Origin of the sequence: Bacillus sp. DWP3-1, assembly GCF_049896565.1 — a bacterium.
Classification (GTDB): domain Bacteria; phylum Bacillota; class Bacilli; order Bacillales; family Bacillaceae; genus Bacillus.
In genome coordinates this window covers 260,742-286,586 of the sequence record NZ_JAFCUN010000006.1, presented here as the reverse complement: position 1 = coordinate 286,586, position 25,845 = coordinate 260,742, and the positions used below count along the sequence as shown (strand labels likewise).

Genomic DNA, 25,845 nt, shown 5'->3' with positions numbered 1-25,845 from the left:
TGAATATGTGGATAAGTCGGTAAAAAGAAAGGAAAGACAGCCTATCCACATGTGGACAGACTGTGTATGACTATGCTCTAGTTATTCACATTTTCCCGTACTTATTATATCAGCTTGGTTATTTTAATTGTTCTTTGATTTCTTTCACATGCTGCTGAAGCTGTTCATCCTCAACCATTAATTTCGAAATCTTCTCATGAGCATGAATGACAGTCGTATGATCACGACCTCCAAATTCTTCTCCTATTTTAGGCAGAGAGGAATCGGTCATTTCTCTAGAGAGATACATGGCAATTTGTCTTGGATAAGCAACTGACTTCGTACGTTTCTTCGCTTTGAAATCCTCTAAGCGAATATTAAATTGCTGCCCTACAATTCTTTGAATATCTTTAATTGTAATGACTCTTGGCTTCGATGAAGGAATGATGTCCTTTAGGGCCTCAGCTGCTAGATCCGCATTGATGTCTTTATTAATTAAAGAAGAGTAAGCAACGACACGAATCAAAGCACCCTCCAGTTCACGAATGTTGCTGTCGATTTGATTGGCAATATAAAGCATGACTTCATTCGGAATGTCTAAGCCTTCTGCTTTTGCCTTTTTTCGCAAAATTGCAATACGTGTTTCTAAATCTGGCGGGGTAATGTCTGTGATTAAGCCCCATTCGAATCGAGAGCGTAATCTGTCTTCAAGTGTCGGAATTTCTTTCGGCGGCCGGTCACTAGAAATGACGATTTGCTTACTTTCTTCGTGAAGTGTGTTGAATGTATGGAAAAACTCTTCTTGTGTTTGTTCTTTTCCTGCTAAAAATTGAATATCATCTATCAAAAGCACATCTACATTCCGATAGCGATTACGGAAATCGACAGCTTTGTTGTCTCGGATTGAGTTGATAAATTCATTTGTAAATTTTTCAGATGATAGATAGACCACTTTGGCTGATGGATTATGGTCGATGACATAATGACCAATCGCATGCATCAAGTGGGTCTTTCCTAAACCAACGCCCCCATAAATAAAGAGCGGGTTATATGCTTTTGCCGGTGCTTCCGCAACTGCAAGTGAAGCGGCATGCGCAAATCGGTTGCCTGAACCAATAACAAAAGTATCAAATGTATATTTTGGATTCAGCATATTTTGTGGAATATCAACGGCCTCTTCTTTAGACATTTTTTTAATTGGAGACTTTGGCATGGCTTCCACTTCATCCTGATTTTGAGGAATAATAAATTTAATGCTGAGCTCTTCACCTGTCAGTTCGTAGATGGTATCAGCAATTAAGTGGAGATATCTTGATTCCAGCCAGTCTCTAGCAAATTCATTAGGTGCCGTAATTGTAAGCGTATCGCCTTGAAGAGAATGGGCTTTTGTCGATTTCATCCATGTCTCAAAACTGGGTTTGCTCAACTTTGTCTCTATTTTTTGAAGTGCTTTATTCCACAGATCCAAAATATTTTCCATAAGGCTTCTCCCCCCTCCTTTTCTTTATAAAATGACCAATATCAAACTGTTATAGAACACGAAAAAGAGCAAATGGTCATCACCATTCGTGCACATACGTTGTTGAAAACAAATAATATAGTAGAAAAACGTCTTTTCGACAAATTACACAGTCTGTGGATAAATAATTCAACAGCCTGTGTAATATCTTTCCACAGCTTATCCACAATTTGTGGATAACGCAAATAGGTCAGATAAGTAATTAAGAGTTAAAACACAAATATAATATCAAAATAAACAAGATGGTGCAATGGGTGTCACAAACTTATCCACACACTTTACATCCTGTTGAAAAATAATTATCCACATCGGTTATTTGTGTGAAAAAAATGTCGATAATGGATGTGGATAGTCTAAATATGCCGGAAAAATATCCACACCCTTGTTTTGCAGGCCTTTTAGGAGGAAAAAAGAATAAAATGCTGGAAACTGAAAAAGAAGGTTTCTTCGTTTGATAAATTATGTTATGCTTATAAGGTTGATAATAAGAGTTTTATCATTGATATTGACAATCGATGGGTTACACAAATATAATGAGTTAGACTGTCTTAAACAGCTATTCCTCAGGGAGGTGTCATAAATGAAAAGAACGTTTCAACCAAATAACCGTAAGCGTAGTAAAGTTCATGGCTTCCGCAGCCGTATGAGTTCTAAAAACGGACGTCTAGTTTTAAAGCGACGCCGCAGCAAAGGTAGAAAAAAATTATCAGCTTAGGCCACTGAATAATGTCAGTGGTCTTTTTTACATAAAATCGTAAATGAACTGTCAGTTTTTATCGGAGTGGAAGAAAACATGAAGAAGCGAAACAGGCTAAAAAAAAATGAAGAGTTTCAAAAAGTGTTCAGAAAAGGTCAATCAATGGCGAATCGTCAATTCGTTATTTACCAGCTGGATCAACCAAATCAAGATGAACTGCGTTTGGGATTGTCTGTCAGTAAGAAGATTGGTAATGCAGTGATGAGAAATCGAATTAAACGACTGATCCGCCAGGTGTTTTTAGAGGAAGGTCATAAGTTAAAGCAAGAAAAAGACTACATTGTCATTGCAAGAAAACCAGCAAGTGAATTGACCTTTGAAGAAACAAAGAAGTCTCTCCAACATTTATTTAGAAAATCCGCTGTTTATCAACAACAACCTAAAAAGTCTTCGTAATAGAAACTTTCGTTGAATCAATTTTTAAAAGCGCTTCCTTCATCTAGTGAATTAAAATGAAACCACCACTTTGTAATGAAAAAATGTTACCATACTGATTAGGTGAGTCACTTTCGTAATCAATTCCAACTTAAATAAAGTTTGAAGTAATGGGAGGAATCTTGTTGAAAAGGCGATTATTACTAATATTTAGCTTGATTGGCGTGTTGGTTCTATTGGCAGGATGTACACAAATCAATGAACCAATCACATCAGATAGTAAGGGATTCTGGAATTCTTATATTGTTTACCCGCTATCTCAATTAATCACGTACATGGCAAATTTGACTGGTGAAAACTACGGGGTTGCGATCATTATTGTGACACTGTTAATCCGCTTGCTCATTTTACCATTAATGATTAAGCAGTTAAGAAGTACAAAAGCAATGCAAGCATTGCAGCCTGAATTGAAAAAGCTTCGTGAAAAATATAGCTCTAAAGACCAAAAAACTCAGCAGCAGCTTCAGCAGGAAACAATGGCCCTTTTCCAAAAAAATGGCGTCAATCCATTAGCTGGATGTTTCCCGATTTTAATTCAGATGCCAATCCTAATTGGTTTTTATCATGCGATTATGAGAACAGCAGAAATTAAAAAGCATACATTCTTATGGTTTGACTTAGGCAGTCCAGATCCATTGTTCCTATTACCGATCATTGCGGGGGTAGCTACTTTCATTCAGCAAAAACTGATGATGGCTGGAAATCCTTCGGACAACCCTCAAATGGCTATCATGCTATGGGTTATGCCGATTATGATCATTGTATTTGCCATTAGTTTCCCAGCAGCACTTTCATTGTACTGGGTTGTAGGTAACATTTTCATGATCATCCAAACATTAGTGATTAAAACTCCTCAAGTAAAATTGGATACAAAAGAAAAAGCTGGCGGGAATAAAAAATGAAGGAAATAACTGCTGTCGGTCGCACAATCGAAGAAGCAGTAGATTCCGGACTTAAACAAATTCAACTTCTAAAAGAAGAAGTAGATATCACAATAGTTGATGAAGGAAATAAAGGTTTCTTAGGATTATTTGGCAAAAGACAAGCTGTAGTCAAGTTGATAGAAAAGAGAAATGCTCTTAAATTAGCTACACAGTATTTAGATAATATTGTTAAATCAATTGATCCTAAAGCGAAGATTGTTTCCAAAAAGGAACCGAAAAAGATTTCTTTCCACATTGATGGAGATAAAACGTCATTAATGATTGGAAAAAGAGGACAAACTTTGTACTCTTTAGAAACATTGGTACAGTTAGTGTTTAATCGCTATTCTGATCAGTATCATCATATTACCATTGATATTGGAGATTATAGGAAAAAGCGACAAGAAGCACTTGAACAATATGCCATCAAGACAGCAAACAGAGTTTTAAAAACGAAGAGAAAGGTTCATTTAGAACCAATGCCTTCTAATGAACGAAAAGTAATTCATGATACGATCGCCGCATTTTCTAAAGAACTTGCAACGGCATCGGAAGATACAGGCAGCAAGCGTCATGTTGTGGTGCTGTATAAAAAATAACAGAAAGGCTAGAATTCAGCAAAGCTGGATTTTAGTCTTTTTTTATTGAAAAATTGTCTTTCTATAGAAGATTCATCCTTTATTTCTAAAAAATTAGTGTGTGATATGAGTGGAAAACGCCATTTTTACAAGTAAGCAAAGGGATCAGGGCGTTTAAATTTATTGGATTTCGGTGTAAGATGTGAAGGTAAGTTTAGAACGTCGTTATTCACATGTGGATAAGTTAAGTGTTAAAATAGATAGGATGCAAAGCTGTGGATAATTAGATATGGGATACTTTCACTTCGCTTTCATTTATGGTATCTTTAAATTTTGGATTAAGCGTTTTTAATATAGAGATGGACAACGTCCATTTAATAGATAAAAGACTGTCTATTAAGTAGAGAAAGAGGTGATTGAGTGATGGATACAATTGCAGCCATTTCTACACCGATGGGTGAAGGAGCAATTGCGATTATTCGTTTAAGTGGGCCTGATGCGGTACAGATCGCTGATCGGATGTATAAAGGGCCTAAGGAGAAAAAACTTGTATCAGTGGATTCCCATACAATTCATTATGGTCATATTGTGGATTCAAGTACTGATCAAGTAATAGAAGAGGTCATGGTGTCAGTACTTCGAGCGCCAAAAACATTTACGAGAGAAGACGTTATTGAGATTAACTGCCATGGCGGAATTGTAACGGTCAATAAAGTATTGCAGCTTGCTTTAAGAGAAGGAGCAAGATTAGCGGAGCCAGGTGAGTTCACAAAACGTGCTTTCTTAAATGGAAGAATAGATCTTTCGCAAGCAGAGGCTGTCATGGACTTGATTCGGGCAAAGACTGATCGTGCGATGAACGTAGCAATCACTCAAATGGAGGGACGTCTCTCCGGTTTGGTTCAGCGACTGCGCGGCGAGATCCTAGAAACACTGGCGCATATTGAAGTCAATATTGACTACCCTGAGTATGACGATGTTGAAGAAATGACACATCGCGTCTTAGTGGAAAAAGCGACATCGGTCAAAAAAGAAATTGAGTCGCTGCTCTCGACTTCTCAGCAAGGGAAAATCCTTCGAGAGGGCTTATCCACTGTGATTATAGGAAGGCCGAATGTTGGAAAGTCTTCCTTGCTGAATAGCCTTGTACAGGAAACAAAGGCGATTGTCACAGATATTCCTGGAACTACCAGAGATGTCATTGAGGAATATGTGAATGTAAGAGGTGTACCTCTTCGTCTAGTCGATACTGCGGGTATACGTGAGACTGAGGACATTGTTGAGCGTATAGGGGTTGAACGATCTAGACAGGTCTTAAAAGAAGCTGACCTGATTTTACTTGTGCTCAATTATAGCGAAGAATTATCAGAAGAAGATATGAAGCTTTTTGAGGCTGTCTCAGGTATGGATATCATCGTGATTGTGAATAAGACAGACCTTGAGCCTAAGCTTGATGTAGAAAAGGTCAAGCAGTTAGCGAAGGATCGTCCGGTCGTCACCACATCATTATTACAAGAAAAGGGCATTGATGAGCTTGAAATGGCGATTCAATCACTGTTCTTCACTGGATCAATTGAAAGTGGAGATTTAACGTATGTAAGTAATACAAGGCATATTGCCCTCCTTCAGGCAGCAAAACAATCAATTGAGGATGCTCTTGAAGGCATTGAAATGGACGTACCGATCGACATTGTTCAAATAGATTTAACACGCTGCTGGGAACAGCTCGGTGAAATTATAGGAGATGCTGTTCATGAAAGCTTGATTGATCAGCTATTCTCTCAATTCTGTTTAGGAAAGTAAAGGGAGGAACATAAGAAATGGGTTATGAAGCTGGCAATTATGACGTAATCGTCGTGGGTGCCGGTCATGCTGGGGTTGAGGCTGCTCTTGCTTCTGCAAGACAGGGCGCTAAAACACTTGTATTGACTATCAACCTCGATATGGTTGCTTTTATGCCATGTAATCCGTCCGTAGGCGGTCCTGCAAAAGGGATTGTCGTTAGAGAAATTGATGCACTGGGCGGAGAAATGGCACGAAATATAGATAAGACGCATATTCAAATGCGCATGCTGAATACGGGGAAAGGACCTGCTGTCCGTGCGTTAAGAGCGCAAGCAGATAAGTTCCAATATCAGCATGAAATGAAAAAAACAATGGAAAATGAACCGAACCTGACAATGCTTCAAGGTATGGTGGATCATTTAATTGTAGAAGATGATGAATGTAAAGGTGTCGTTACCCAAACAGGAGCAAACTATCGTGCGAAGTCTGTTGTATTAACGACTGGGACTTTCTTAAAAGGCCGCATTATTTTAGGGGATCTATCGTATTCAAGTGGTCCTAATAACCAGCAGCCATCAATCAAATTATCGGATCACCTAGCAGAGTTAGGATTCGATTTGGTTCGCTTTAAAACAGGAACACCTCCTCGAGTGAATAGTCACTCGATTGACTATAGTAAAACAGAAATTCAACCAGGTGATGATGTTCCGCGGGCGTTCTCCTATGAAACGGTTGAATATATTACAGACCAACTGCCATGCTGGTTAACATATACGAGTTTAGAAACACATCAAATTATTGATGAGAATCTTCACCGTTCTCCAATGTATTCAGGTATGATTAAAGGAACTGGTCCTAGATACTGCCCTTCCATTGAAGATAAAGTGGTTCGTTTCAATGACAAACCGAGACATCAAATTTTCTTAGAGCCAGAAGGTCGTAATACGCAGGAAGTGTATGTTCAAGGATTGTCTACAAGTCTTCCAGAGGATGTACAGCAGCGCATGCTTTCCACCATCCCAGGGCTCGAAAATGTACAAATGATGAGAGCGGGTTATGCCATTGAGTATGATGCAATTGTGCCTACTCAGTTGTGGCCTACACTTGAGACGAAGAAAATTTCTGGATTATATACAGCGGGCCAAATTAATGGTACATCTGGCTATGAGGAAGCAGCAGGTCAAGGAATTATGGCAGGTATTAATGCAGGAAGAAAAGCATTGGGTAAAGAAGAAGTCATTTTAAGCCGATCTGATGCATATATCGGTGTTCTCATTGATGACCTTGTCACAAAGGGAACAAATGAACCTTACCGTCTTTTGACATCCCGTGCAGAGTATCGTTTGCTTCTTCGTCATGACAATGCGGATTTAAGATTAACTGAACTTGGCTATCATATTGGATTAATTTCTCAAGAAAGATTCCAGACATTCCAGCAGAAAAAAGAAGCCATTGAAGCAGAGAAAAAACGTTTATATTCTGTCATCATCAAACCTACAGCAGAGACACAAGAATTTATTCGTTCACTTGGTGGAAGTGAGCTGAAGGACGGTATTCGTGCAAGTGATTTGATGAAGCGTCCAGAAATGAACTATGAATCTGTTGTGACGTTAGCTCCTGCTGAAACACCACTTCCTTCTGATGTGTGTGAGCAGGTAGAGATTCAAATTAAATATGAAGGATATATTGAAAAGTCACTCCAACAAGTTGAAAAGCTGAAAAAGATGGAGAACAAAAAGATTCCTGATCGTATTGATTATGATGCCATCAAAGGGATTGCAACTGAAGCGAAACAAAAGCTGAAAGAAGTCCGACCGCTTTCTGTTGCACAGGCTTCTCGTATTTCAGGCGTTAACCCTGCTGATATTTCTATCCTTTTAGTATATTTAGAGCAGGGACGTATTGCGAAGATAGCAGAATAGAAAGGATGTCGGCATGAACATTGAACAATTTACAGCAGCACTAGAGGAGAAAGGGATGACTCTTTCTCCTGTGCAGCTTGAACAATTTGAAACTTACTTCCGCATGCTTGTAGAATGGAACGAGAAAATGAATTTAACGTCCATTACTGAAAAGGAAGAAGTGTATTTAAAGCATTTTTATGATTCAATTTCAGCAGCATTTTTTATTGATTTTCACAAAGTGACGACGATTTGCGATATTGGAGCTGGTGCTGGTTTCCCAAGCATTCCTCTTAAAATTTGCTTCCCTCATCTACATGTAACCATTGTTGATTCTCTTCAGAAACGAATTACGTTTCTCAATGAGTTAGCAAAAGGGTTAAACTTACAAGATACTACTTTTTATCATGATCGTGCGGAGACGTTTGGACAACGTAAGGAAAAGCGTGAAAGCTATGATCTTGTCACTGCTAGAGCGGTTGCGCGTTTATCCGTCTTGAGCGAACTATGTCTGCCCCTTGTAAAAAAGGAAGGATTGTTTGTTGCATTAAAAGCATCTGCCGCTGATGAAGAAATGCAAGCAGGGAAAAAAGCTGTTACTGTCCTCGGAGGAGAGGTTGTTGAAAAGCATTCCTTTGTTCTTCCTTTAGAAGAAAGCGAACGGAACATCATTGTCATTGAAAAGAAAAAGCAAACACCAAAAAAATATCCTAGAAAACCAGGAACACCTAATAAATCACCAATAGAAGGTTGATCATGTAAAAGGTCGGTTTTTCTTCAATATTTAAGATTTTACAGAAGGAAAAAACATGAGAAAATAGAATTATAAAAAGGTAGTTTTTAAAGGTGGTGTAGGTTCATGAAGCATTCACTCTCACGCTTCTTCGGGCTTGGTGACAAAGAACATCCTGAGCGTGAAACCGAAATAGAGGCAGAGATTGCTGAGCATGATACATTAAAGGAAGAGATACAGGAGCTCCCGGTCGACACAATTATGCCAAACCGTTTTCAGCCACGCACCATTTTTTCAGAAGAAAAGATACATGAGCTGGCCACGACGATTCATACCCATGGCATTATCCAACCTATTGTTGTCAGACCAACAGAAGAAGAAGGTAAATATGAACTGATCGCCGGCGAAAGACGTTGGAGAGCGGTACAGACTCTTCAATGGGAGAAAATCCCCGCTATTATAAAAGACTTTACTGATACGGAAACGGCATCTGTGGCATTGATTGAAAATTTGCAAAGGGAAGAGCTGTCTGCTATTGAAGAGGCTCATGCTTATGCACGTCTTTTAGAGCTTCATGATTTAACACAGGAGGCGCTTGCTCAGCGTTTAGGCAAGGGACAATCAACTGTTGCAAACAAATTAAGACTTTTAAAGTTGCCTGAAGAGGTACAACAGGCCATTTTAGAGAAAAAAATCTCTGAAAGGCATGCACGTTCACTTGTACCCCTAAAGCTTCCAGAATTACAAATCGCGCTATTGCAGGAAATCATCGAAAAGCAGCTGAATGTAAAACAGACTGAAGAGCGTGTAGTGAAAATGCTTGAACAAAAAACAGATCGCAAACCGAAGCCAAAACGTAAGGCGTTTAGTCGTGATACACGAATTGCGATGAATACCATTCGTCAGTCTCTCCATATGGTAGAAGACAGCGGGCTTAAAATAAATACCGAGGAAGAAGAGTTTGAGGAATATATCCAATTAACGATTCGGATTCCTAAATAGAAAAAAGCTGATGAGAGCCACTCGTCAGCTTTTTTTATTGGTTCCACATTATATTTACTTATTATTCATAAATTGGTAAAATATGATTTTCATAGAAGAAAGGAGGTGACATGACTCGATGAAAATGAAAAAGACGAAATTTGTTATTATTTGTTATTTACTATTTTCTTTTTTTCTTTTTACAAATGAAACAACCATATTTGCTGTGAATTCGCCAACGGCTCCTGCAGAAGAAAGCCCGTTGGCCAAAAAAGAACTGAACGTTCTGAAGAAACAAGGTGTTGTTTCTAAGGAGGTCACTTTACAGCAATTAAATCATGAGCATGAGTCTCAGGACGACACAATTGACTTGATTTCAGCTAGCGATGTTTTGAAGGACTATGGCTTACAACAAAACAAGCAGGATGAGTTGGTAACGGATGAAAAGCCGCACACCATCAAGCACCTTTTAGGAAAGCCGTATCCTGGTACCGATATTATGCCTAAAAAAGGAGATATATTGGTGACAAGTACTGATGCTTTGAAGGGTATCGTTGGACATGCAGGTATCGTCATTAATGAGAAAAGCTTTGCTTCTATTCCAGGGTTTCGACAGCATCCTCAGCTTGATTCCATTCTTAACTGGTTTCGCTATAATGCCAATACAAAGGTAATTCGGATTAATCAAGAGGAAACAGCAGACCTGGCAGGGGAATGGGCGCACGATTATGTGAAAACTCATCCAAAGGCTCGATACTCCATCACCCTGTCAATTCAATCACTCGATCCGACGTATTGTTCAAAGATTGTGTGGCAGGCCTATGCCAAAACAGGTGACGCTTTGGGACATGCGACATATACCATTAAAACCCCCTACGGATTCTTAAAAAAGAGAAGCTATCATACAGTGACTCCTAAAGTCATTGTGAACGAAGGCCGTAAAATTGGTGGATTACATTTTTGACATGTGCCCCTCACTTTTGATGAAAGTGAGGGTTTTTTATGCTTGTCTTTTCCACCAAAAAGATATATCGATATATTTTTTAATCCGTTTTGGTTTGTCCTTTCATGTACGAAAATAGACATTTGCTGACGAATATATAATGGAGAAACAAAAAAAGCAAACGTTTCATACTTTTTTTGATAGAATAGGAAGTATGAATAAAATGAGAAACTTGTTAAGTTGAAAGTGGGTGACATCGTGGGAAAAATCATAGCGATTACCAACCAGAAGGGCGGCGTCGGGAAGACGACAACTTCTGTTAATTTGAGTGCGTGTTTAGCATACATAGGTAAACGAGTGTTGTTAGTTGATATTGATCCGCAGGGCAATGCCACGAGTGGTATTGGGATTGAGAAGGCCGACGTAGAGAAGTGTGTGTATGATATTTTAGTTGATGATGCAGATGTCCTTGATGTGATTAAGACGACAGAGGTCGAAAATCTTGATGTCATTCCTGCGACGATACAGCTTGCAGGGGCTGAAATAGAGCTTGTGCCTACGATTTCACGTGAAGTGAGATTGAAGAGAGCACTTGAATCTGTTAAGCAAAATTATGATTATATGATTATTGACTGCCCGCCATCACTCGGATTACTGACGATTAATGCGTTAACAGCATCCGATTCCGTTTTAATCCCGGTACAGTGTGAATATTATGCGCTTGAAGGATTGAGCCAATTGTTAAACACAGTTCGTCTCGTGCAGAAACATTTAAATACTGATCTTGCCATTGAAGGTGTCTTGCTGACAATGCTTGATGCACGAACAAATCTTGGGATTCAGGTCATCGAAGAAGTGAAGAAATACTTTAGAGATAAAGTCTATCAGACCGTGATTCCGCGAAATGTGAGACTGAGTGAAGCGCCTAGTCATGGGAAGCCGATTATCTTGTATGATCCACGTTCAAGAGGTGCAGATGTCTATTTAGACTTAGCAAAGGAAGTGGATGCGAATGGCTAAAGGTCTTGGAAAGGGTATTAATGCACTATTTAACCATGTAGACTCAAATGAAGAAACGGTCGAAGAAATCAAATTAAAGGATTTGCGTCCGAACCCTTATCAGCCAAGGAAAACGTTTGATGATGATGCATTGTCTGATCTGAAAGAATCAATTCAGCAGCACGGTGTTTTACAGCCGATCATTGTCCGTAAATCGATTAAAGGATATGACATTGTAGCAGGAGAGCGCCGTTTTCGTGCAGCGCAACAAGCTGGTCTGACAACAATTCCTGCGATCGTTAGAGAATTCTCAGAAACGCTGATGAGAGAGATTGCCCTTTTAGAAAACCTGCAGCGCGAGGATTTATCTCCATTAGAAGAAGCGGAAGCCTATGCTTCCTTGCTAGATCATCTAAGTGTGACGCAAGAGGAATTAGCGAAGCGATTAGGGAAGAGCAGACCGCATATTGCGAACCATCTCCGTCTTTTGACTTTACCGGATGACGTACAAAAGCTGATTGCAGATGGAACATTATCGATGGGACATGGAAGAACATTGCTTAGCTTGAAAAACAAAAATAAGCTAGCGCCATTGGTAAAGAAAATCGTGGATGAGGGGTTAAACGTACGCCAGGTTGAGAAACTTGTTCAGCAGTTAAACGAAAATGTTCCACGTGAAACAAAGAAAAAAGAAGCACCAAAGGATCGAGTGTTGAAAGAAAGAGAGTCTTTCTTACAAAACTACTTTGGCACTTCAGTGACGATCAAGAAACAGAAGAAAAAAGGAAAAATTGAGATTGAATTTCTCTCCAACGAAGATTTAGAAAGAATCCTCGAATTGCTTTCTACGAGAGAATCATCAGAGTGACCATCTTGATACGAGATGGTCTTTTTTATATTCTCCCAGTGATATTTTGAATAGGAGCGAAAAGAGAACGGCTTTTTTCTCTTGTCCAATCCATTTGATCAATGTGAGATAGACTTTCAGAAAGTGTATTAGCCATAGACATGACAAGATGAAGACGTGTGTTTTGGAGAACGAAGTATTCCATAAAACCGCTCACATTGACGATTCCATTAATATGAATATCTCCTACCTCTGGCAGCTCCTTTTGTACACCCGCCCCAGGCTTTAACGGGCCATCTCCAATTTGGAAGGAGCCTACACTTTTCACTCTTCCTAAACAGGCATCAATCGCTACAATAAACGGATGTTTATGAGCTTGTTCAATTTCAGCGAGCTTTTCTTTTAAATTGACCGCATGAACTGGGTCAGAGAGCGTTCCATATACATGAAGCTTTTTCAAATCAAGACCTGAAAGTTTTGTACCAACAAGTGGACCTAGAGAGTCGCCTGTTGAGCGGTCTGTTCCAATACAAACGATGGCAACGGGTCTTTTTCCTGCTTTCTGAAGATGCGAGAATAAAATACTTTTAAGCTGTTGAATGGCGTTTGTATCCGTATGGGACACGTATTCTTTCACCCTATTTCTAAAAAAAAGACCGTTCTTGCTATTCATAGGTCTCACTTCCTTGTCATAGTAGTTAGTAACAGTATACGGAAACAAGCTTAATTCTATACCTATGAGGTGATGATTGTGTGGAAGGCTGGTTCAAGGTGGACGCTTTTAATTTTAGGAAGCTTAATAGGAGCGGGGTATGCTTCCGGCCAAGAAATTTGGCAGTTTTTTGGCATTGATAGCGGACTAGCCATTCTACTGTTTACATTGATGTTTATGCTGTCTACCTATGTGGTGTTGAAAATCAGTTATGAGGTACGTGCCGATCACTTTGTGCCAGTGCTAGAGCGGCTTGTCGGTCCATGGCTGGCTAAAGTGTATGACGTTTTAATTGTCCTTTATTTATTCACGACAACGACAGTCATGATTGCCGGTGGCGGGGTGACACTCGAGATGTATCATGTACCATTTTGGATTGGCATCGGCGCATTTTGTCTGTTTTCATTTATGATTTTTTTCTGGGATGTGAAAGGGCTCTTATCTGTGAATGCTTTCATTATACCAATTTTGGTGGCGGGGCTCATCTATGCGTTTGTTTTTTATTATATGAACCATGATCATATGTGGCGGATTGATTTTGGGCAGCAGTACAATTGGCCTGCCAGCATTGTCTTTGCTTCTTTGAATATATTATCTGTGGTGGCAGTGCTGTCTTCGGTTGGGAAAGAAATGAAGGGGCTTGGAGAGGCCAAAGTGGCGAGTATATTAAGCGGCCTGATTTTTGGGGTCATCTCGTACGTGTATAACGAAATACTGGTTGATATTTCTGGGAGCCTATCAGCAGAAGGCATTCCTTTGTTTACAGTATTAGAAGGAGCGCCGACATCATTGTTTGTGTTTATGACCGTTGTCCTTTGTCTAGCTATTTATACGACGACAGCGGCAGGTTTATTTGGTTTATCCAGCCGGATGCTCTCTTTTGTACCATTGCCTCGCTGGCTGGTTGTGCTGGTGATGCTTCTTTTGATGGCGCCTTTAACATCTCTTGGGTTTGCCGATTTGATTGCTTTCTTGTATCCGATATATAGTTTGCTGAATCTTTATTTGCTTGTCTGTTTAATGCTATATCCGATTTTAAGTAAAAAGATATTTTCCCGCTCTAAAAATTATATTGATAAAATAAAATAAGCACCTCTCTTTGTCAGAGCTGTGCTTATTTTATACGAATAGAATCAATGGCGTCTTTGATATCATCATAGACTGGCATTTGCTTAAGACGCTGAAGGCGTTCCTCTAATTCTGAAATGGCTTGTCCTTTTAAATGCTGAGAGATGTGTTGTTTGACAATGGTCGTCTGGTTGATCATATCTTCGGTTTTAGACAATTGATACTCCAAGTGCACGCGAGTGTTTGCTAATTCGTCATGAAGCCGCATTTTGAGCAGCCGTTTTAGATCCTTTCGCTGTCCTTCTCTGCGTATGGCCTGAATTGCGGCCATTTCTTCGGGGGACTGCGTCTGTGTTTGCGGTGCCGATTGATTTTCAAATACAGACATGGAGCGGCGGGCACTCACATTTTGCAAGAAACGCTGGGCGTCACTAGGAGGTTTATTTTGATTGATCATGCGATGACTCCTTTCTTAATGAATACCCATTTGCATCGCAAGGCGTCTATCTGCCTTGGCGTAGTCATCACCCATTGTGTACATATGTCTTGAAAGGGTAGAAAGTTCTTGTTCGTAATCTCTCAGGGTGTACAAGGCATTCAGCTGTTTTTCGTGTGAATAAAAGGAGGAATGATGTTGTTCCATCCTCACTTCCTCTACTAGTGCTTCCACATCACTAGGACTTAGTAAATCATAGTGACCAAAGCCGACGAGTCCTTTGAGCTCCTGTTTTACATGCTGGACGGCGTCTTTTACACTTTCATCGATCCCATCGATTTTCTCAAATATAGTGTGTACTTCATGTTCAATCACGCTTTGGAGATCGTAGGATGAATTTTTCAGTAAATGGGATTTTATGATAATTTCAAGGCCGCTTTGTGCATATGCACGTCCAGAATGGATTTCTTGCAACAGCATGGCTGTAAAACTTGTATTATGATCAAGCTGTTCATCTAAAATACGGGCAGACCCATCTGTGTGGAATGAATACCCATTTACTTTGTAACTCCCAGAAATAAGAGCTAAAAAAGCATTTGTATCAAAGGATTCGTTCCATTCTATATTCATAGACGCAAAAGCTGATTTTAAAAAGGTGTCAATTTCTCTTTTCTTGTATTTAACGGGTTCTTGGATGGCGTCTTGCTGCCGTGGCGGTACAGTATACTTGACTTGACCAACCCCATGATCATGACGATTGAGTAAACCTACATAATGACTAGGTTGAATATATTCAGTCAATATCCGTGTGTATTGACCTTGCTGCGCTTTCTGCTGAATCGCAGGCGACAGACTGCTCCATATATTTGGGCTATCAAAGGTGACGGCTTTTTTGACAGCTGGCTGTTCTGTTGCAACATAAGCACAAACAGCACCGGCAAGGGCTTGTCCAGTGAGATAGATACCTGCATTTGGATGCTGCTGACAGACTTGCTCTATGTATTCCTTTCCTTTAAAAAAGACATGATCTTGATTGCCATCAAGGGACTTCCTTTCAATGGGATAGGCATAATCCGTTTTAAGCAATGACTGTGCCGCGGTGTGTACATCTTGTGGCGAGGTCACCGGCATTTGATTTGGCTGTGGACAGTGAAAAGCGACGATGAACTCGTCTGATTGTTCCGGCTGCATCGTTAAACCATATAACTGATGATCGACCTTGAGAAAATCATGGACAGTGAGCGTTTGCTGACCTATTTCTATCGTATGGTGCTGCTGGTAATTGTCTATGTTTCCAGCATGATCGGATATGATTTTATATTCTTTATCAGTTAATCTATCCTTTCGATTGACCATCGTACCTGCTCCCTCACATAACATTTATGCAGATATCATAAATCAAAAAATATGGAAAAACCACAGCGTTCTACCAATAAAAACCTTTTGACCTACAGTGTTTGTGACAATATTGAAAAAAAGCGGAGTTTAAGTAACTATTGGTCACAAATAAAATGATCTAAAAGAAGGGTTTTTTCTATAAAAAAGAATAGGATGAATGATTGAAAGAGGTTCTTTGTTTTGTACATTGCTCTTCATCGCCGTTTTTTTGTACAATAGATTCAATGAAGTGAGCAAGAGAGGTGAAGGCTGATGGCAGACAAAGCGTTTGGGTTACATGATGTCGTTGAAATGAAGAAACCCCATCCATGTGGTGTCAATCGGTGGAAAGTTATTCGATTGGGCATGGATATTCGCATTAAATGTGAAGGCTGCGGGCACAGCGTGATGATCCCAAGAAGAGACTTTGAACGAAAAATGAAGAAAATTCTCGTCAAGCATGAGGAGCCAACTGCTTAAGTAGGCCTCATGCTTTTTTGATGAAATTCGTCTTTTGTATAGAAGAAGCAGGTGTGAATTCGCGTTTTAAAGCACTGATTTATCCTTTTTGGCAATGTTTCTTCTATTGATAATGCATAACGGTTAGCTTGTCTTTTCATGTAAACCTACTTATAATTGCTCTAGGTTCATATTACGCAGTATAACGAGCACGTTTGATATAGAGGAGATGAAAGAATGGCTTTAACAGCTGGTATTGTTGGCTTACCTAACGTCGGGAAGTCAACGCTATTTAATGCAATTACACAGGCTGGAGCGGAGTCTGCTAACTATCCGTTTTGTACCATTGATCCAAACGTCGGAATTGTAGAAGTTCCAGACGAGCGTTTGCAAAAACTAACAGAATTGGTGCAGCCGAAAAAGACAGTTCCTACTGCTTTTGAATTCACTGATATTGCCGGTATTGTCAAAGGGGCTTCTAAAGGTGAAGGTTTAGGAAATAAATTCCTTTCTCACATTCGTCAAGTAGATGCGATCTGTCACGTGGTGAGAGCTTTTGCAGATGATAACATCACACACGTATCAGGTAAGGTTGACCCTGTGTCAGATATCGAAACCATTAATTTAGAATTAATTTTGGCTGATTTAGAAACAGTTGAAAAGCGTTTGGCTCGTGTGAGTAAGCTTGCAAAACAAAAGGATAAGGAAGCGGTAGCTGAATTTGATATTTTGTCGAAGCTAATGGACGCATTTGAAGCTGGGAAATCGGCAAGATCTGTAGAATTTACAGATGAGCAGCAGAAGCTTGTGAAACAGCTTCATTTACTCACATCTAAACCAGTTCTTTATGTAGCAAATGTGAGTGAGGATGAAGTAGCGGATCATGACGGTAACGAATATGTGCAGCAAATCCGTGAGTTTGCTTCTGGTGAAAATGCTGAAGTCATCGTCGTTTGTGCGAAGATCGAGTCTGAAATTGCAGAGCTTGAAGGAGAAGAGAAGCAGATGTTCCTTGAAGAGCTTGGCATCAAAGAGTCAGGTCTAGATCAGCTGATTCAAGCATCTTATTCACTTCTTGGTTTAGCTACTTATTTCACAGCAGGTGAGCAGGAAGTACGCGCTTGGACGTTTAAAAAAGGAATGAAGGCACCGGAATGTGCTGGAATCATTCATACGGACTTTGAACGTGGGTTTATTCGTGCTGAAACGGTTGCATATGAAGATTTACTTGCTGGTGGAAGCATGTCTGCTGCAAAAGAGGCTGGAAAAGTCCGTCTAGAAGGTAAAGAATATGTAGTGAAAGATGGAGACGTCATTCATTTCCGTTTTAATGTATAGGTTCTTGTCATAGGCCAAGTAATTTGTTATAATATACAATTGTGAGTAATATAATTTATTGCTCCTTGCCCGTTTAGGGCCGCTTAGACCAAAAGGAGGTGCAATCAGATGAGAAAGTACGAAGTTATGTACATCATCCGCCCAACAGTTGACGATGAGGCTAAAAAAGCAGTTATCGAGCGTTTCAATAACGTGTTAACTTCTAACGGTGCGGAGATCACTGGAACAAAGGATTGGGGTAAACGTCGTCTTGCATACGAAATCAACGATTTCCGTGAAGGCTTCTACCAAATCGTAAACGTTCAATCTGACGCTGCAGCAGTTCAAGAATTTGACCGCTTAGCTAAGATCAGTGACGATATCATTCGCCACATTGTTGTTAAAGAAGAAGTATAAATCATTGAAATATATATTTAAAGGTGGTCTTTCAATATGCTAAACCGTGTTGTATTGGTCGGAAGACTAACAAAAGACCCTGAGCTTCGCTACACGCCTAATGGTGCGGCTGTAGCCACGTTTACTCTAGCTGTGAATCGTACGTTTACGAATCAATCTGGAGAGCGTGAAGCCGATTTCATTAACTGTGTTACTTGGAGAAGACAAGCCGAGAACGTGGCTAATTTCTTGAAAAAAGGAAGTCTTGCCGGTGTAGACGGTCGTTTGCAGACAAGAAACTATGAAAATCAGCAAGGACAGCGTGTCTTCGTGACAGAGGTTCAAGCTGAAAGTGTTCAATTTCTTGAGCCTAAGAGCGGCGGTGCTGGTTCAGGTGGATACAGCGGCGGTGGCAATAGCGGAGGCCAGTATTATGGCGGTAGCCAAAACGATCAGAATCCATTCGGAAATGAACCAAATCAAAATCCATATGGCAATCAGAGCAACCAACAAAATCGTAATCAGGGAAATAGCTTCAATGATGACCCATTTGCGAATGATGGTAAACCGATTGACATCTCCGATGATGATTTGCCATTCTAATTGATCTGAAAAATTGACTAAAGGAAAGGTGTGAAAACAAATGGCAGGTGGACGCAGAGGCGGTCGTGCGAAACGTCGTAAGGTATGTTTCTTTACTTCTAACGGTATCACGCACATCGATTACAAAGATGTTGATCTTCTTAGAAAGTTTGTTTCTGAGCGTGGTAAAATTTTACCTCGTCGTGTAACAGGAACTAGCGCTAAGTATCAACGTAAATTGACATTAGCGATTAAAAAATCACGTCAAATGGCATTACTTCCATACGTTACTGGTGAGTAAGTCGTTGACTTAAAAGCGGAGAGCCTCGAGCTCTTCGCTTTTTTTATTTGTTTCACTAAGAATCTCATCCGAATTGGCTAGAGCTGTTTTTGGCGGGCATCCTAGGGGAAGTATGTAAAAGAGAGAGAAAGTGACAGTTTGTTCTATACAAATACGGGGTCAATCTGTCATATTGATAGTCTAGAAAATAATTGCAGTCAGGGCGTGGGAAGATGATTGAATTTAAGAAGGTATCGATGCAATTTTCTGATGAGCGCTATGCCGTTCAATCGGTTGATTTAGAGATTCAGAAAGGTGAATTTTTTGTATTTATTGGACCTAGTGGAAGCGGGAAAACGACGACATTGAAAATGATCAATCGTCTCATTTCTTCTACAGAAGGTGAGATTTACATAAAAGGTCAAAAAATAAATGATTATGATATGTATGAGCTGCGCTGGGATATTGGGTATGTTCTGCAGCAAATTGCTCTTTTTCCTCATATGACCATTGAAGAAAATATCGCCGTGGTACCAGAGCTCAAACAGTGGAGCCGGAAAAAGACCAATAAGCGAGTGGATGAATTGATGCAGATGGTCGGTCTTGACCCTGCAATGTATCGAAATCGAAGGCCATCAGAGCTATCTGGTGGACAGCAGCAGCGTGTCGGTGTGGCACGTGCACTTGCAGCTGATCCTGAGATTGTCCTGATGGATGAACCCTTTAGTGCGTTAGATCCACTAACGAGGGAGAAATTGCAGGATGATCTGCTTGCTTTGCAGCGCCGTATTCAAAAGACCATTGTCTTCGTGACGCATGATATGCAGGAAGCGATGAGGCTTGGTGATCGAATTTGTATCATGAAGGAAGGGGAAGTGGTGCAGATTGGTCGTCCAGAGGAATTGGTTCAACACCCAGTCAATGCTTTTGTTCGGGAGTTTGTTTCAGGGGCTGCTCGCCATGTGGGACATCAAGCGTTTGAGCTAGAGGCCATGGCTAGACCAATGGCTCCTGAGGCTCTTTTAGGCTATGAAGCGATCACAGCACATGCCACGCTGGACGATGTCTTATCCCAATTGGCAAAGCATGAGGAATTGGCTGTAGAAAAGGACGGGGAGCGAATTGGACTAGTGAATCGTCAAGCGGTGATTCAGTTTTTAGCTGATTCTCCTAGAGAGAGGGGCGAGTCACATGAATGATTGGATCAGTGTGTTATTGGACCGAAAAGAACAATTGGGACACGCCTTACTTGAGCATATTCAAATTTCTTTTATTGCTTTATTTTTAGCGATTTTGATTGCCATTCCATTAGGTATCTATTTAACGAGGGTGCCAAAGCTTGCAGAGTGGGTGATTGGGGTGACGGCGGTTTTGCAAACAATTCCGTCGCTCGCGCTGCTTGGCTTGTTGATTCCTCTCGTTGGGATTGGACAAGTGCCTGCCATTATTGCGCTTGTCGTCTATGCCTTACTCCCTATTTTAAGAAATACATATACAGGCATTCAGGAGGTCGACCCTTCCCTGAGAGAAGCGGCGCTTGCCATGGGAATGAATCACCGCAAACGGTTATTAAAGGTGGAGCTGCCTTTGGCCATGCCAGTAATCATGGCAGGTATCAGAACCGGGATGGTTCTCATTGTGGGAACTGCCACTCTTGCCGCACTGATCGGAGCTGGGGGATTAGGAAGTCTGATTTTGCTGGGAATTGATCGAAATGATATGTCGCTCATTGTCATTGGCGCTATACCAGCTGCCTTACTCGCACTCTTATTTGATGTGGTGCTGCGCACTTTTGAGAAAATCTCTTTTAAAAAGACTGTGATCTCTGTGACGGTTTTTGCTGTGATTGCAGGAGCAGTTGTCGCGGGCCCATTACTGTTTCAACAAGAAAAGAAAGAAATCACCATCGGTGGAAAGTTAGGATCAGAGCCTGAAATCCTGATCTCGATGTATAAGCTTTTAATTGAACAGGATACGGATATTCAAGTCAATCTTAAGCCTGGTCTTGGCAAGACGTCCTTTGTTTTTCAAGCTTTACGGTCTGGTGATATTGATATTTATCCTGAGTTTACCGGTACTGCGATTTCTGAGTTCCTCAAACAAACAGCGAAAAGCACAGATAAAGAAAAAGTGTATGAGCAAGCGCGGCGTGGTTTGGAATCATCCTTTCAGCTCCGCCTTCTTGAGCCGATGGCTTACAACAATACGTATGCTTTAGCCGTGCCTCAGTCGCTGGCTGATCAATATGATGTATCCAATATTTCAGATCTAGGCAAGATCAAGAATCGCATAAAGGCTGGCTTCACGTTGGAATTTTCTGATCGACAGGATGGGTATCTAGGTATTCAAAAGACCTATCAATTTTCCTTTGACGATGTGGTGACGATGGAACCGAAGCTTCGGTATCGAGCGATTCAAAAAGGAGATATCAATTTAGTCGATGCGTATTCGACAGACAGTGAATTGAGGGAATACAAATTAAAGGTGCTTGATGATGATCAGCATGTTTTCCCGCCATATCAAGGAGCACCGCTGCTAAGACAGGAGACATTAACTGAGTTCCCTGAGATCGGGACCTCTCTCAATAAGCTTGGTGGTCAAATCACAGATGATGAGATGAGAGAAATGAATTATGAAGTAAATGTGAAAGGTAAGGATGCATTTCAAGTTGCGAAAGCCTATTTAAAAAAGAAAAAATTACTGCAATAATCAAGGAAGAGCAGGTCTGTTATGTAAAAAGCAGACCTGCTTTTTTAAAAGGGAAAACAAAAACCGTTGACATTTATTTAAAAACATCATATCCTTAATTCGAGATAAATATATTTTTTTGATTTAATATCTCGAATTCGAGATAATATAAAGACGTCAGTAAAGACATAATGAATAGAGGCTTGTACTTCATGATGAGGAGGTCATTAGAAGTGAAGAAAACAGAAGGAATTCACCATATCACAGCAATTGTAGGTCATCCTCAGGAGAACGTTGATTTTTATGCAGGTGTTTTAGGACTTCGTCTCGTGAAGAAGACCGTTAATTTTGATGATCCGGGTACGTACCATTTATATTTTGGAAATGAAGGGGGATCTCCGGGGACGATTATCACGTTTTTCCCATGGCCAGGTGCACAAAAGGGACAAATTGGCGCAGGTCAAGTGGGCGTGACGACATATGTCGTACCGCCAGGCGCTTTCTCTTTCTGGAAGGAACGTCTTGAGCAGTTTGATATTTCTTATGAAATGGTTGAACGTTTTGATGAAGCCTTTCTCTCATTTGAAGATCCACACGGCTTGTTGATTGAGCTAGTAGAACGAGCGGAGGGAAAACAAAATGAGTGGACATTTAACGGGGTCACACCAGATGTCGCGATAAAAGGATTTGGCGGAGCTGTTTTATTAACATCACAGCCAGAGCAAACGATGCAGCTGCTAGAACAAACAATGGGTTTTGAACGAGTTGGAGCAGAAGAGGATTATGTAAGATTCCGTTCATTTGGTGAGATAGGCAATGTCATTGATGTGAACAAGACACCTGTTGCACGCGGACGTATTGGTGTTGGGGTTGTGCATCATATTGCATGGAGAGCGACAGATGATCAGGATCAATTAGATTGGCAAAGACATATTGCGCAAAGCGGGTATCAAGTGACACCTGTGCAAGATCGAAATTACTTCAATGCCATTTATTTTAGAGAGCTTGGCGGCATATTATTTGAAATTGCGACTGATCCTCCAGGGTTTGCACACGATGAATCAGTGGAAACTATGGGTGAAGCATTGAAACTGCCACCGCAATATGAGGCGCAGCGCAGTCAGATTGAACAAATTGTGCTGCCAATAGAAGTGAGAGAGTTGAAAGGGAAAGGAGATGCATGATGAAACATCTTTTTCGAAAAGGAAAGAATGAACAAAGACCTGTTTTGTTATTACTGCATGGTACTGGCGGGACGGAAGAAGATTTATTGCCGCTTGCCGATTTGGTTGATGCTGACGCTTCTGTTCTTAGTGTGAGAGGAAATGTGTTGGAAAACGGTATGCCGCGCTTTTTCAGACGTTTAGCAGAGGGTGTTTTCGATGAGCAGGATTTAATTGAGCGGACAGAGGAACTGTATACATTTATCGGAGAAGCAGCAGATGAATATGGGTTCGATCGGCACAATGTGGTGGCTATCGGATATTCTAATGGGGCAAACATTGCTGGAAGTCTTTTATTCCATTACGAGGATGCGTTAAAAGGAGCTATCCTGCATCATCCAATGGTCCCAAGACGCGGGGTTTCATTGCCTTCATTAGCGGGGAAACAAGTCTTTATCGCAGCTGGTGAAAATGACCCAATGTGCCGTCCAGAGGAATCACAGGAGCTCGAGCAATTGCTGCAAGGCGCAGGCGCTTCAGTTACGCTTCATTGGGAAAATCGCGGACATCAGCTAACGAGAGAAGAAGTCGATGCTGCGGCATTATGGTATCGTCGTCAATTTTAATGAAGGTGGGGAATACAGGTGGGATTTTTACAGAAGCTTTTTGGGCAAACCAAACAAAAGGAGATGGAACAAATGGAAAACGTAAAATTAGCGATTATTTATTATAGTTCAACAGGTACAAACTATCAGATGGCAAAATGGGCTGAAGCTGGAGCGAAAGAAGCTGGCGCAGAAGTGAAGGTATTAAAGGTTGCTGAATTGGCACCAGAAGCAGTTGTAGCATCAAATCCAGCATGGAAAGCACATTTAGACGAAACAAAGGATGTTCCAGAGGTTCAATTAAGTGATTTAGAGTGGGCAGATGCTATCATCTTTAGCATGCCAACACGTTTTGGTAACCTACCGGCTCAAATGAAGCAATTCTTAGACACAACTGGCGGCTTATGGTTCCAAGGGAAATTAGCAAACAAAGCAGTGAGTGCGATGACCTCTGCACAAAACCCAAATGGCGGGCAGGAACAGACCATTCTTAGCCTTTACACAACGATGTTCCACTGGGGAGCGATTATTGCCGCTCCTGGATACACAGATGACTCGTTATACGGTGCAGGGGGCAACCCTTATGGCGTGAGTGTCACTGTTGACCAAAACGGAAAGATCCAAGAGGATGCAGAAGCTGCTGCAAAACATCAAGCAAAACGTACAGTCAATGTAGCAGAATGGATCAAAAAGGGTCAAAACGCTTAATCGATGAATACAAAAAGAATGCAGCCTAGGCGCTGCATTCTTTTTTATTTAATAAGGATCTGATGGTGTGCTGTTGTTAATCGCTTCGTCCACGGCTTGTGCGGCGCCTGTAGAGCCTATAGGTCCGCTTGGCTGTTCTTGTTTGAAGGCTTTTAAGCCATCAGCGACACGCTTTCCGTAATCAGGGTCAGCCTTTGTAAAGTTTTCGATCATTTGCTCTTGAATGTCTTTTTGACAGGTCGCAAGGGTGTTGACTAAGTTCTTAATCAGTTCCTCACGTTCCCAATCATTGAAACGGCGATACGTTTCTCCGGCTTGGCCAAAGTTGTTCGGGCGGTCAATGGCTTCTCGTTTGACGTCACCCTCTACAAAAGGCGTATGATCTTTTCCATCCTGCTTGGCTTCTTTTAATCCGCCGAGGATCGATGGTTCATAATTCACATGAGGGTTTTGCTCTTTGCCTTGATCGACATGGTATTCCATTTGCCCATCTCTTTGATTCGTGGCCACATGCTTTTTCGGTGCATTGATCGGCAGCTGTAAATAGTTTGGCCCCACACGATATCGCTGCGTGTCAGAATAGGAGAAGGTGCGCCCTTGAAGCAACTTATCATCTGAGAAATCCAAACCGTCTACGAGAACGCCAGTCCCAAAGGCGACCTGCTCGACTTCTGCGAAATAATTTTCTGGATTTTTGTTTAACACCATTCGTCCAATCGGTTTCCATGGATAGTCATTCTTGTACCAAAGCTTTGTCGGATCAAGCGGGTCAAAGTCAAGGTGAGGATGGGCATCATCTTCCATGATCTGCGCATATACCTCCCATTCAGGATGATCTCCTTGCTCAATGGCTTCATACAAATCCTGTGTGGCATGATTAAAGTTTTCTCCTTGAATCGCTTGAGCTTGTTCTTGCGTCAGGTTGCGAATGCCTTGCTTCGGTTCAAAGTGATATTTGACCAGCACTGCTTTTCCTTCATGGTCCACCCATTTGTAGGCATGGACACCTGAGCCTTGCATGTGCCGATAGGTTGCTGGGATGCCCCATGGTGAAAAGAGAAATGTCACCATATGCGTCGCTTCAGGTGATTGCGAGACGAAGTCAAAAATACGCTCGCCGTCTTGACGGTTGGTGACAGGATCAGGCTTAAAGGCATGAACCAAATCAGGGAATTTCAAAGCATCTCGGATAAAGAAAATTTTGAGGTTGTTCCCCACGAGATCCCAGTTGCCTTCTTCTGTATAAAATTTAATCGCAAATCCTCTAGGGTCACGCAATGTTTCTGGTGAATGACCGCCGTGAATCACAGAAGAAAAACGAACGAAAACAGGTGTCTTTTTTCCTTTTTCCTGAAATAATTTTGCCCTTGTATAAGTGGAAATGGGTTCGTCACCGAATGTGCCATAGGCTTCAAAATAACCGTGAGCTCCGGCCCCGCGCGCATGGACGACACGTTCAGGAATGCGTTCACGATCAAAATGACTAATTTTCTCTAGGAAATCGTAGTTTTCAAGCGTAGTTGGTCCTCTATTCCCAACGGTTCTCATATTTTGATTGTCTGTTACGGGATGACCTTGCCGATTGGTTAAAGTGTCTTCTGACTCTGAAGATGGTTTAGGGTGTTGTTCTTCTTTCAATTAAATCCCTCCTTCAATATCTCCCTAACAATATGG

The 25,845-nt window shown here is 41.0% G+C and carries 27 protein-coding genes; 22 read left to right on the top strand and 5 right to left on the bottom strand.

What is annotated here, in order from left to right; genetic code table 11:
- Positions 1–118 precede the first annotated feature (118 nt).
- Positions 119–1,459 carry a chromosomal replication initiator protein DnaA gene (dnaA, locus tag ACP7A0_RS14905; protein WP_034660669.1) on the bottom strand — a complete coding sequence of 447 codons (1,341 nt, stop codon included), beginning with the start codon at positions 1,457–1,459 and terminating at the stop codon, positions 119–121.
- 619 nt (positions 1,460–2,078) lie between these two features.
- On the opposite strand from dnaA, the gene rpmH reads away from it, so the two are divergent.
- The 11 genes from rpmH to ACP7A0_RS14850 all read left to right on the top strand — a co-directional run bounded on the left by rpmH (position 2,079) and on the right by ACP7A0_RS14850 (position 12,401).
- The gene (gene rpmH, locus ACP7A0_RS14900; RefSeq protein ID WP_008360908.1) at positions 2,079–2,213 is read left to right on the top strand and encodes a 50S ribosomal protein L34; all 135 of its coding nucleotides are present in this window, start codon (positions 2,079–2,081) and stop codon (positions 2,211–2,213) included.
- A 78-nt stretch (positions 2,214–2,291) separates the two neighbouring features.
- Positions 2,292–2,651, top strand: a complete 360-nt coding sequence (rnpA, locus tag ACP7A0_RS14895; RefSeq protein ID WP_034660668.1) for a ribonuclease P protein component — start codon at positions 2,292–2,294, stop codon at positions 2,649–2,651.
- 158 nt (positions 2,652–2,809) lie between these two features.
- Entirely contained in the window at positions 2,810–3,592 is a 783-nt protein-coding gene (gene spoIIIJ / locus ACP7A0_RS14890) for a YidC family membrane integrase SpoIIIJ (RefSeq protein WP_095286180.1), read from the top strand.
- Positions 3,589–4,212, top strand: coding sequence for an RNA-binding cell elongation regulator Jag/EloR (gene jag, locus ACP7A0_RS14885; protein WP_066031460.1), 624 nt, complete (start codon positions 3,589–3,591; stop codon positions 4,210–4,212). The genes spoIIIJ and jag overlap by 4 nt, the downstream gene beginning before the upstream one ends.
- 402 nt (positions 4,213–4,614) lie before the next feature.
- Entirely contained in the window at positions 4,615–5,994 is a 1,380-nt protein-coding gene (mnmE, locus tag ACP7A0_RS14880; RefSeq protein ID WP_060597707.1) for a tRNA uridine-5-carboxymethylaminomethyl(34) synthesis GTPase MnmE, read from the top strand.
- Positions 5,995–6,011: 17 nt separating this feature from the next.
- Positions 6,012–7,898: a tRNA uridine-5-carboxymethylaminomethyl(34) synthesis enzyme MnmG gene (gene mnmG / locus ACP7A0_RS14875; RefSeq protein WP_066031461.1), complete on the top strand. Its 1,887-nt coding sequence runs from the start codon at positions 6,012–6,014 to the stop codon at positions 7,896–7,898.
- A 13-nt stretch (positions 7,899–7,911) separates the two neighbouring features.
- Positions 7,912–8,631: a 16S rRNA (guanine(527)-N(7))-methyltransferase RsmG gene (gene rsmG, locus ACP7A0_RS14870; protein ID WP_034660662.1), complete on the top strand. Its 720-nt coding sequence runs from the start codon at positions 7,912–7,914 to the stop codon at positions 8,629–8,631.
- Between the two features lie 105 nt (positions 8,632–8,736).
- Positions 8,737–9,612 carry a nucleoid occlusion protein gene (noc, locus tag ACP7A0_RS14865; RefSeq protein WP_034660661.1) on the top strand — a complete coding sequence of 292 codons (876 nt, stop codon included), beginning with the start codon at positions 8,737–8,739 and terminating at the stop codon, positions 9,610–9,612.
- Positions 9,613–9,730: 118 nt separating this feature from the next.
- Positions 9,731–10,555 carry an orthopoxovirus pf05708 family protein gene (locus ACP7A0_RS14860; protein ID WP_106031707.1) on the top strand — a complete coding sequence of 275 codons (825 nt, stop codon included), beginning with the start codon at positions 9,731–9,733 and terminating at the stop codon, positions 10,553–10,555.
- 237 nt (positions 10,556–10,792) lie between these two features.
- Positions 10,793–11,554: a sporulation initiation inhibitor protein Soj gene (gene soj / locus ACP7A0_RS14855; RefSeq protein ID WP_034620351.1), complete on the top strand. Its 762-nt coding sequence runs from the start codon at positions 10,793–10,795 to the stop codon at positions 11,552–11,554.
- Positions 11,547–12,401, top strand: coding sequence for a ParB/RepB/Spo0J family partition protein (locus ACP7A0_RS14850; RefSeq protein WP_426005625.1), 855 nt, complete (start codon positions 11,547–11,549; stop codon positions 12,399–12,401). Before soj ends, ACP7A0_RS14850 begins: the two co-directional genes overlap by 8 nt.
- Before the next feature lie 25 nt (positions 12,402–12,426).
- On the opposite strand, the gene yyaC is transcribed toward ACP7A0_RS14850, so the two are convergent.
- Entirely contained in the window at positions 12,427–13,053 is a 627-nt protein-coding gene (gene yyaC, locus ACP7A0_RS14845; protein WP_003215235.1) for a spore protease YyaC, read from the bottom strand.
- A gap of 72 nt (positions 13,054–13,125) precedes the next feature.
- Here yyaC and ACP7A0_RS14840 point away from each other — a divergent pair, with 72 nt between their 5' ends.
- Positions 13,126–14,181 (top strand): YkvI family membrane protein, encoded by a 1,056-nt coding sequence (locus ACP7A0_RS14840; protein WP_080869565.1) that lies wholly within the window; start codon positions 13,126–13,128, stop codon positions 14,179–14,181.
- A 25-nt stretch (positions 14,182–14,206) separates the two neighbouring features.
- On the opposite strand, the gene ACP7A0_RS14835 is transcribed toward ACP7A0_RS14840, so the two are convergent.
- Together ACP7A0_RS14835 and ACP7A0_RS14830 are read right to left on the bottom strand one after the other, a co-directional pair.
- The gene (locus tag ACP7A0_RS14835) at positions 14,207–14,617 is read right to left on the bottom strand and encodes a hypothetical protein (RefSeq protein ID WP_060597704.1); all 411 of its coding nucleotides are present in this window, start codon (positions 14,615–14,617) and stop codon (positions 14,207–14,209) included.
- A gap of 15 nt (positions 14,618–14,632) precedes the next feature.
- Positions 14,633–15,952, bottom strand: a complete 1,320-nt coding sequence (locus ACP7A0_RS14830; RefSeq protein WP_066031463.1) for a hydrolase — start codon at positions 15,950–15,952, stop codon at positions 14,633–14,635.
- 294 nt (positions 15,953–16,246) lie between these two features.
- Between ACP7A0_RS14830 and ACP7A0_RS14825 the strand changes: the two genes are divergently transcribed.
- From ACP7A0_RS14825 to wrbA, 10 genes are all read left to right on the top strand, one after another.
- A complete protein-coding gene (locus ACP7A0_RS14825) occupies positions 16,247–16,453 on the top strand; it encodes a DUF951 domain-containing protein (RefSeq protein WP_012011910.1) in 207 nt (68 codons plus the stop codon).
- A gap of 216 nt (positions 16,454–16,669) precedes the next feature.
- Positions 16,670–17,770: a redox-regulated ATPase YchF gene (ychF, locus tag ACP7A0_RS14820; RefSeq protein ID WP_034660650.1), complete on the top strand. Its 1,101-nt coding sequence runs from the start codon at positions 16,670–16,672 to the stop codon at positions 17,768–17,770.
- Positions 17,771–17,878: 108 nt separating this feature from the next.
- Positions 17,879–18,166: a 30S ribosomal protein S6 gene (gene rpsF, locus ACP7A0_RS14815; RefSeq protein ID WP_003215073.1), complete on the top strand. Its 288-nt coding sequence runs from the start codon at positions 17,879–17,881 to the stop codon at positions 18,164–18,166.
- 36 nt (positions 18,167–18,202) lie between these two features.
- Positions 18,203–18,748, top strand: a complete 546-nt coding sequence (ssbA, locus tag ACP7A0_RS14810; protein WP_034660649.1) for a single-stranded DNA-binding protein SsbA — start codon at positions 18,203–18,205, stop codon at positions 18,746–18,748.
- Between the two features lie 40 nt (positions 18,749–18,788).
- Positions 18,789–19,028 carry a 30S ribosomal protein S18 gene (gene rpsR / locus ACP7A0_RS14805; protein WP_008347556.1) on the top strand — a complete coding sequence of 80 codons (240 nt, stop codon included), beginning with the start codon at positions 18,789–18,791 and terminating at the stop codon, positions 19,026–19,028.
- A 212-nt stretch (positions 19,029–19,240) separates the two neighbouring features.
- Positions 19,241–20,206, top strand: coding sequence for an ABC transporter ATP-binding protein (locus ACP7A0_RS14800; protein WP_375566708.1), 966 nt, complete (start codon positions 19,241–19,243; stop codon positions 20,204–20,206).
- A complete protein-coding gene (locus ACP7A0_RS14795; protein WP_034660646.1) occupies positions 20,199–21,716 on the top strand; it encodes an ABC transporter permease/substrate-binding protein in 1,518 nt (505 codons plus the stop codon). Before ACP7A0_RS14800 ends, ACP7A0_RS14795 begins: the two co-directional genes overlap by 8 nt.
- 191 nt (positions 21,717–21,907) lie before the next feature.
- Positions 21,908–22,879: a ring-cleaving dioxygenase gene (locus ACP7A0_RS14790; protein WP_375566705.1), complete on the top strand. Its 972-nt coding sequence runs from the start codon at positions 21,908–21,910 to the stop codon at positions 22,877–22,879.
- Entirely contained in the window at positions 22,876–23,484 is a 609-nt protein-coding gene (locus ACP7A0_RS14785; protein ID WP_060597699.1) for an alpha/beta hydrolase, read from the top strand. The genes ACP7A0_RS14790 and ACP7A0_RS14785 overlap by 4 nt, the downstream gene beginning before the upstream one ends.
- Before the next feature lie 72 nt (positions 23,485–23,556).
- Positions 23,557–24,171, top strand: coding sequence for an NAD(P)H:quinone oxidoreductase (gene wrbA, locus ACP7A0_RS14780; RefSeq protein WP_003215063.1), 615 nt, complete (start codon positions 23,557–23,559; stop codon positions 24,169–24,171).
- Positions 24,172–24,219: 48 nt separating this feature from the next.
- On the opposite strand, the gene katX is transcribed toward wrbA, so the two are convergent.
- Positions 24,220–25,719: a catalase KatX gene (gene katX / locus ACP7A0_RS14775; protein ID WP_426005636.1), complete on the bottom strand. Its 1,500-nt coding sequence runs from the start codon at positions 25,717–25,719 to the stop codon at positions 24,220–24,222.
- Between the last annotated feature and the right edge of the window lie 126 nt (positions 25,720–25,845).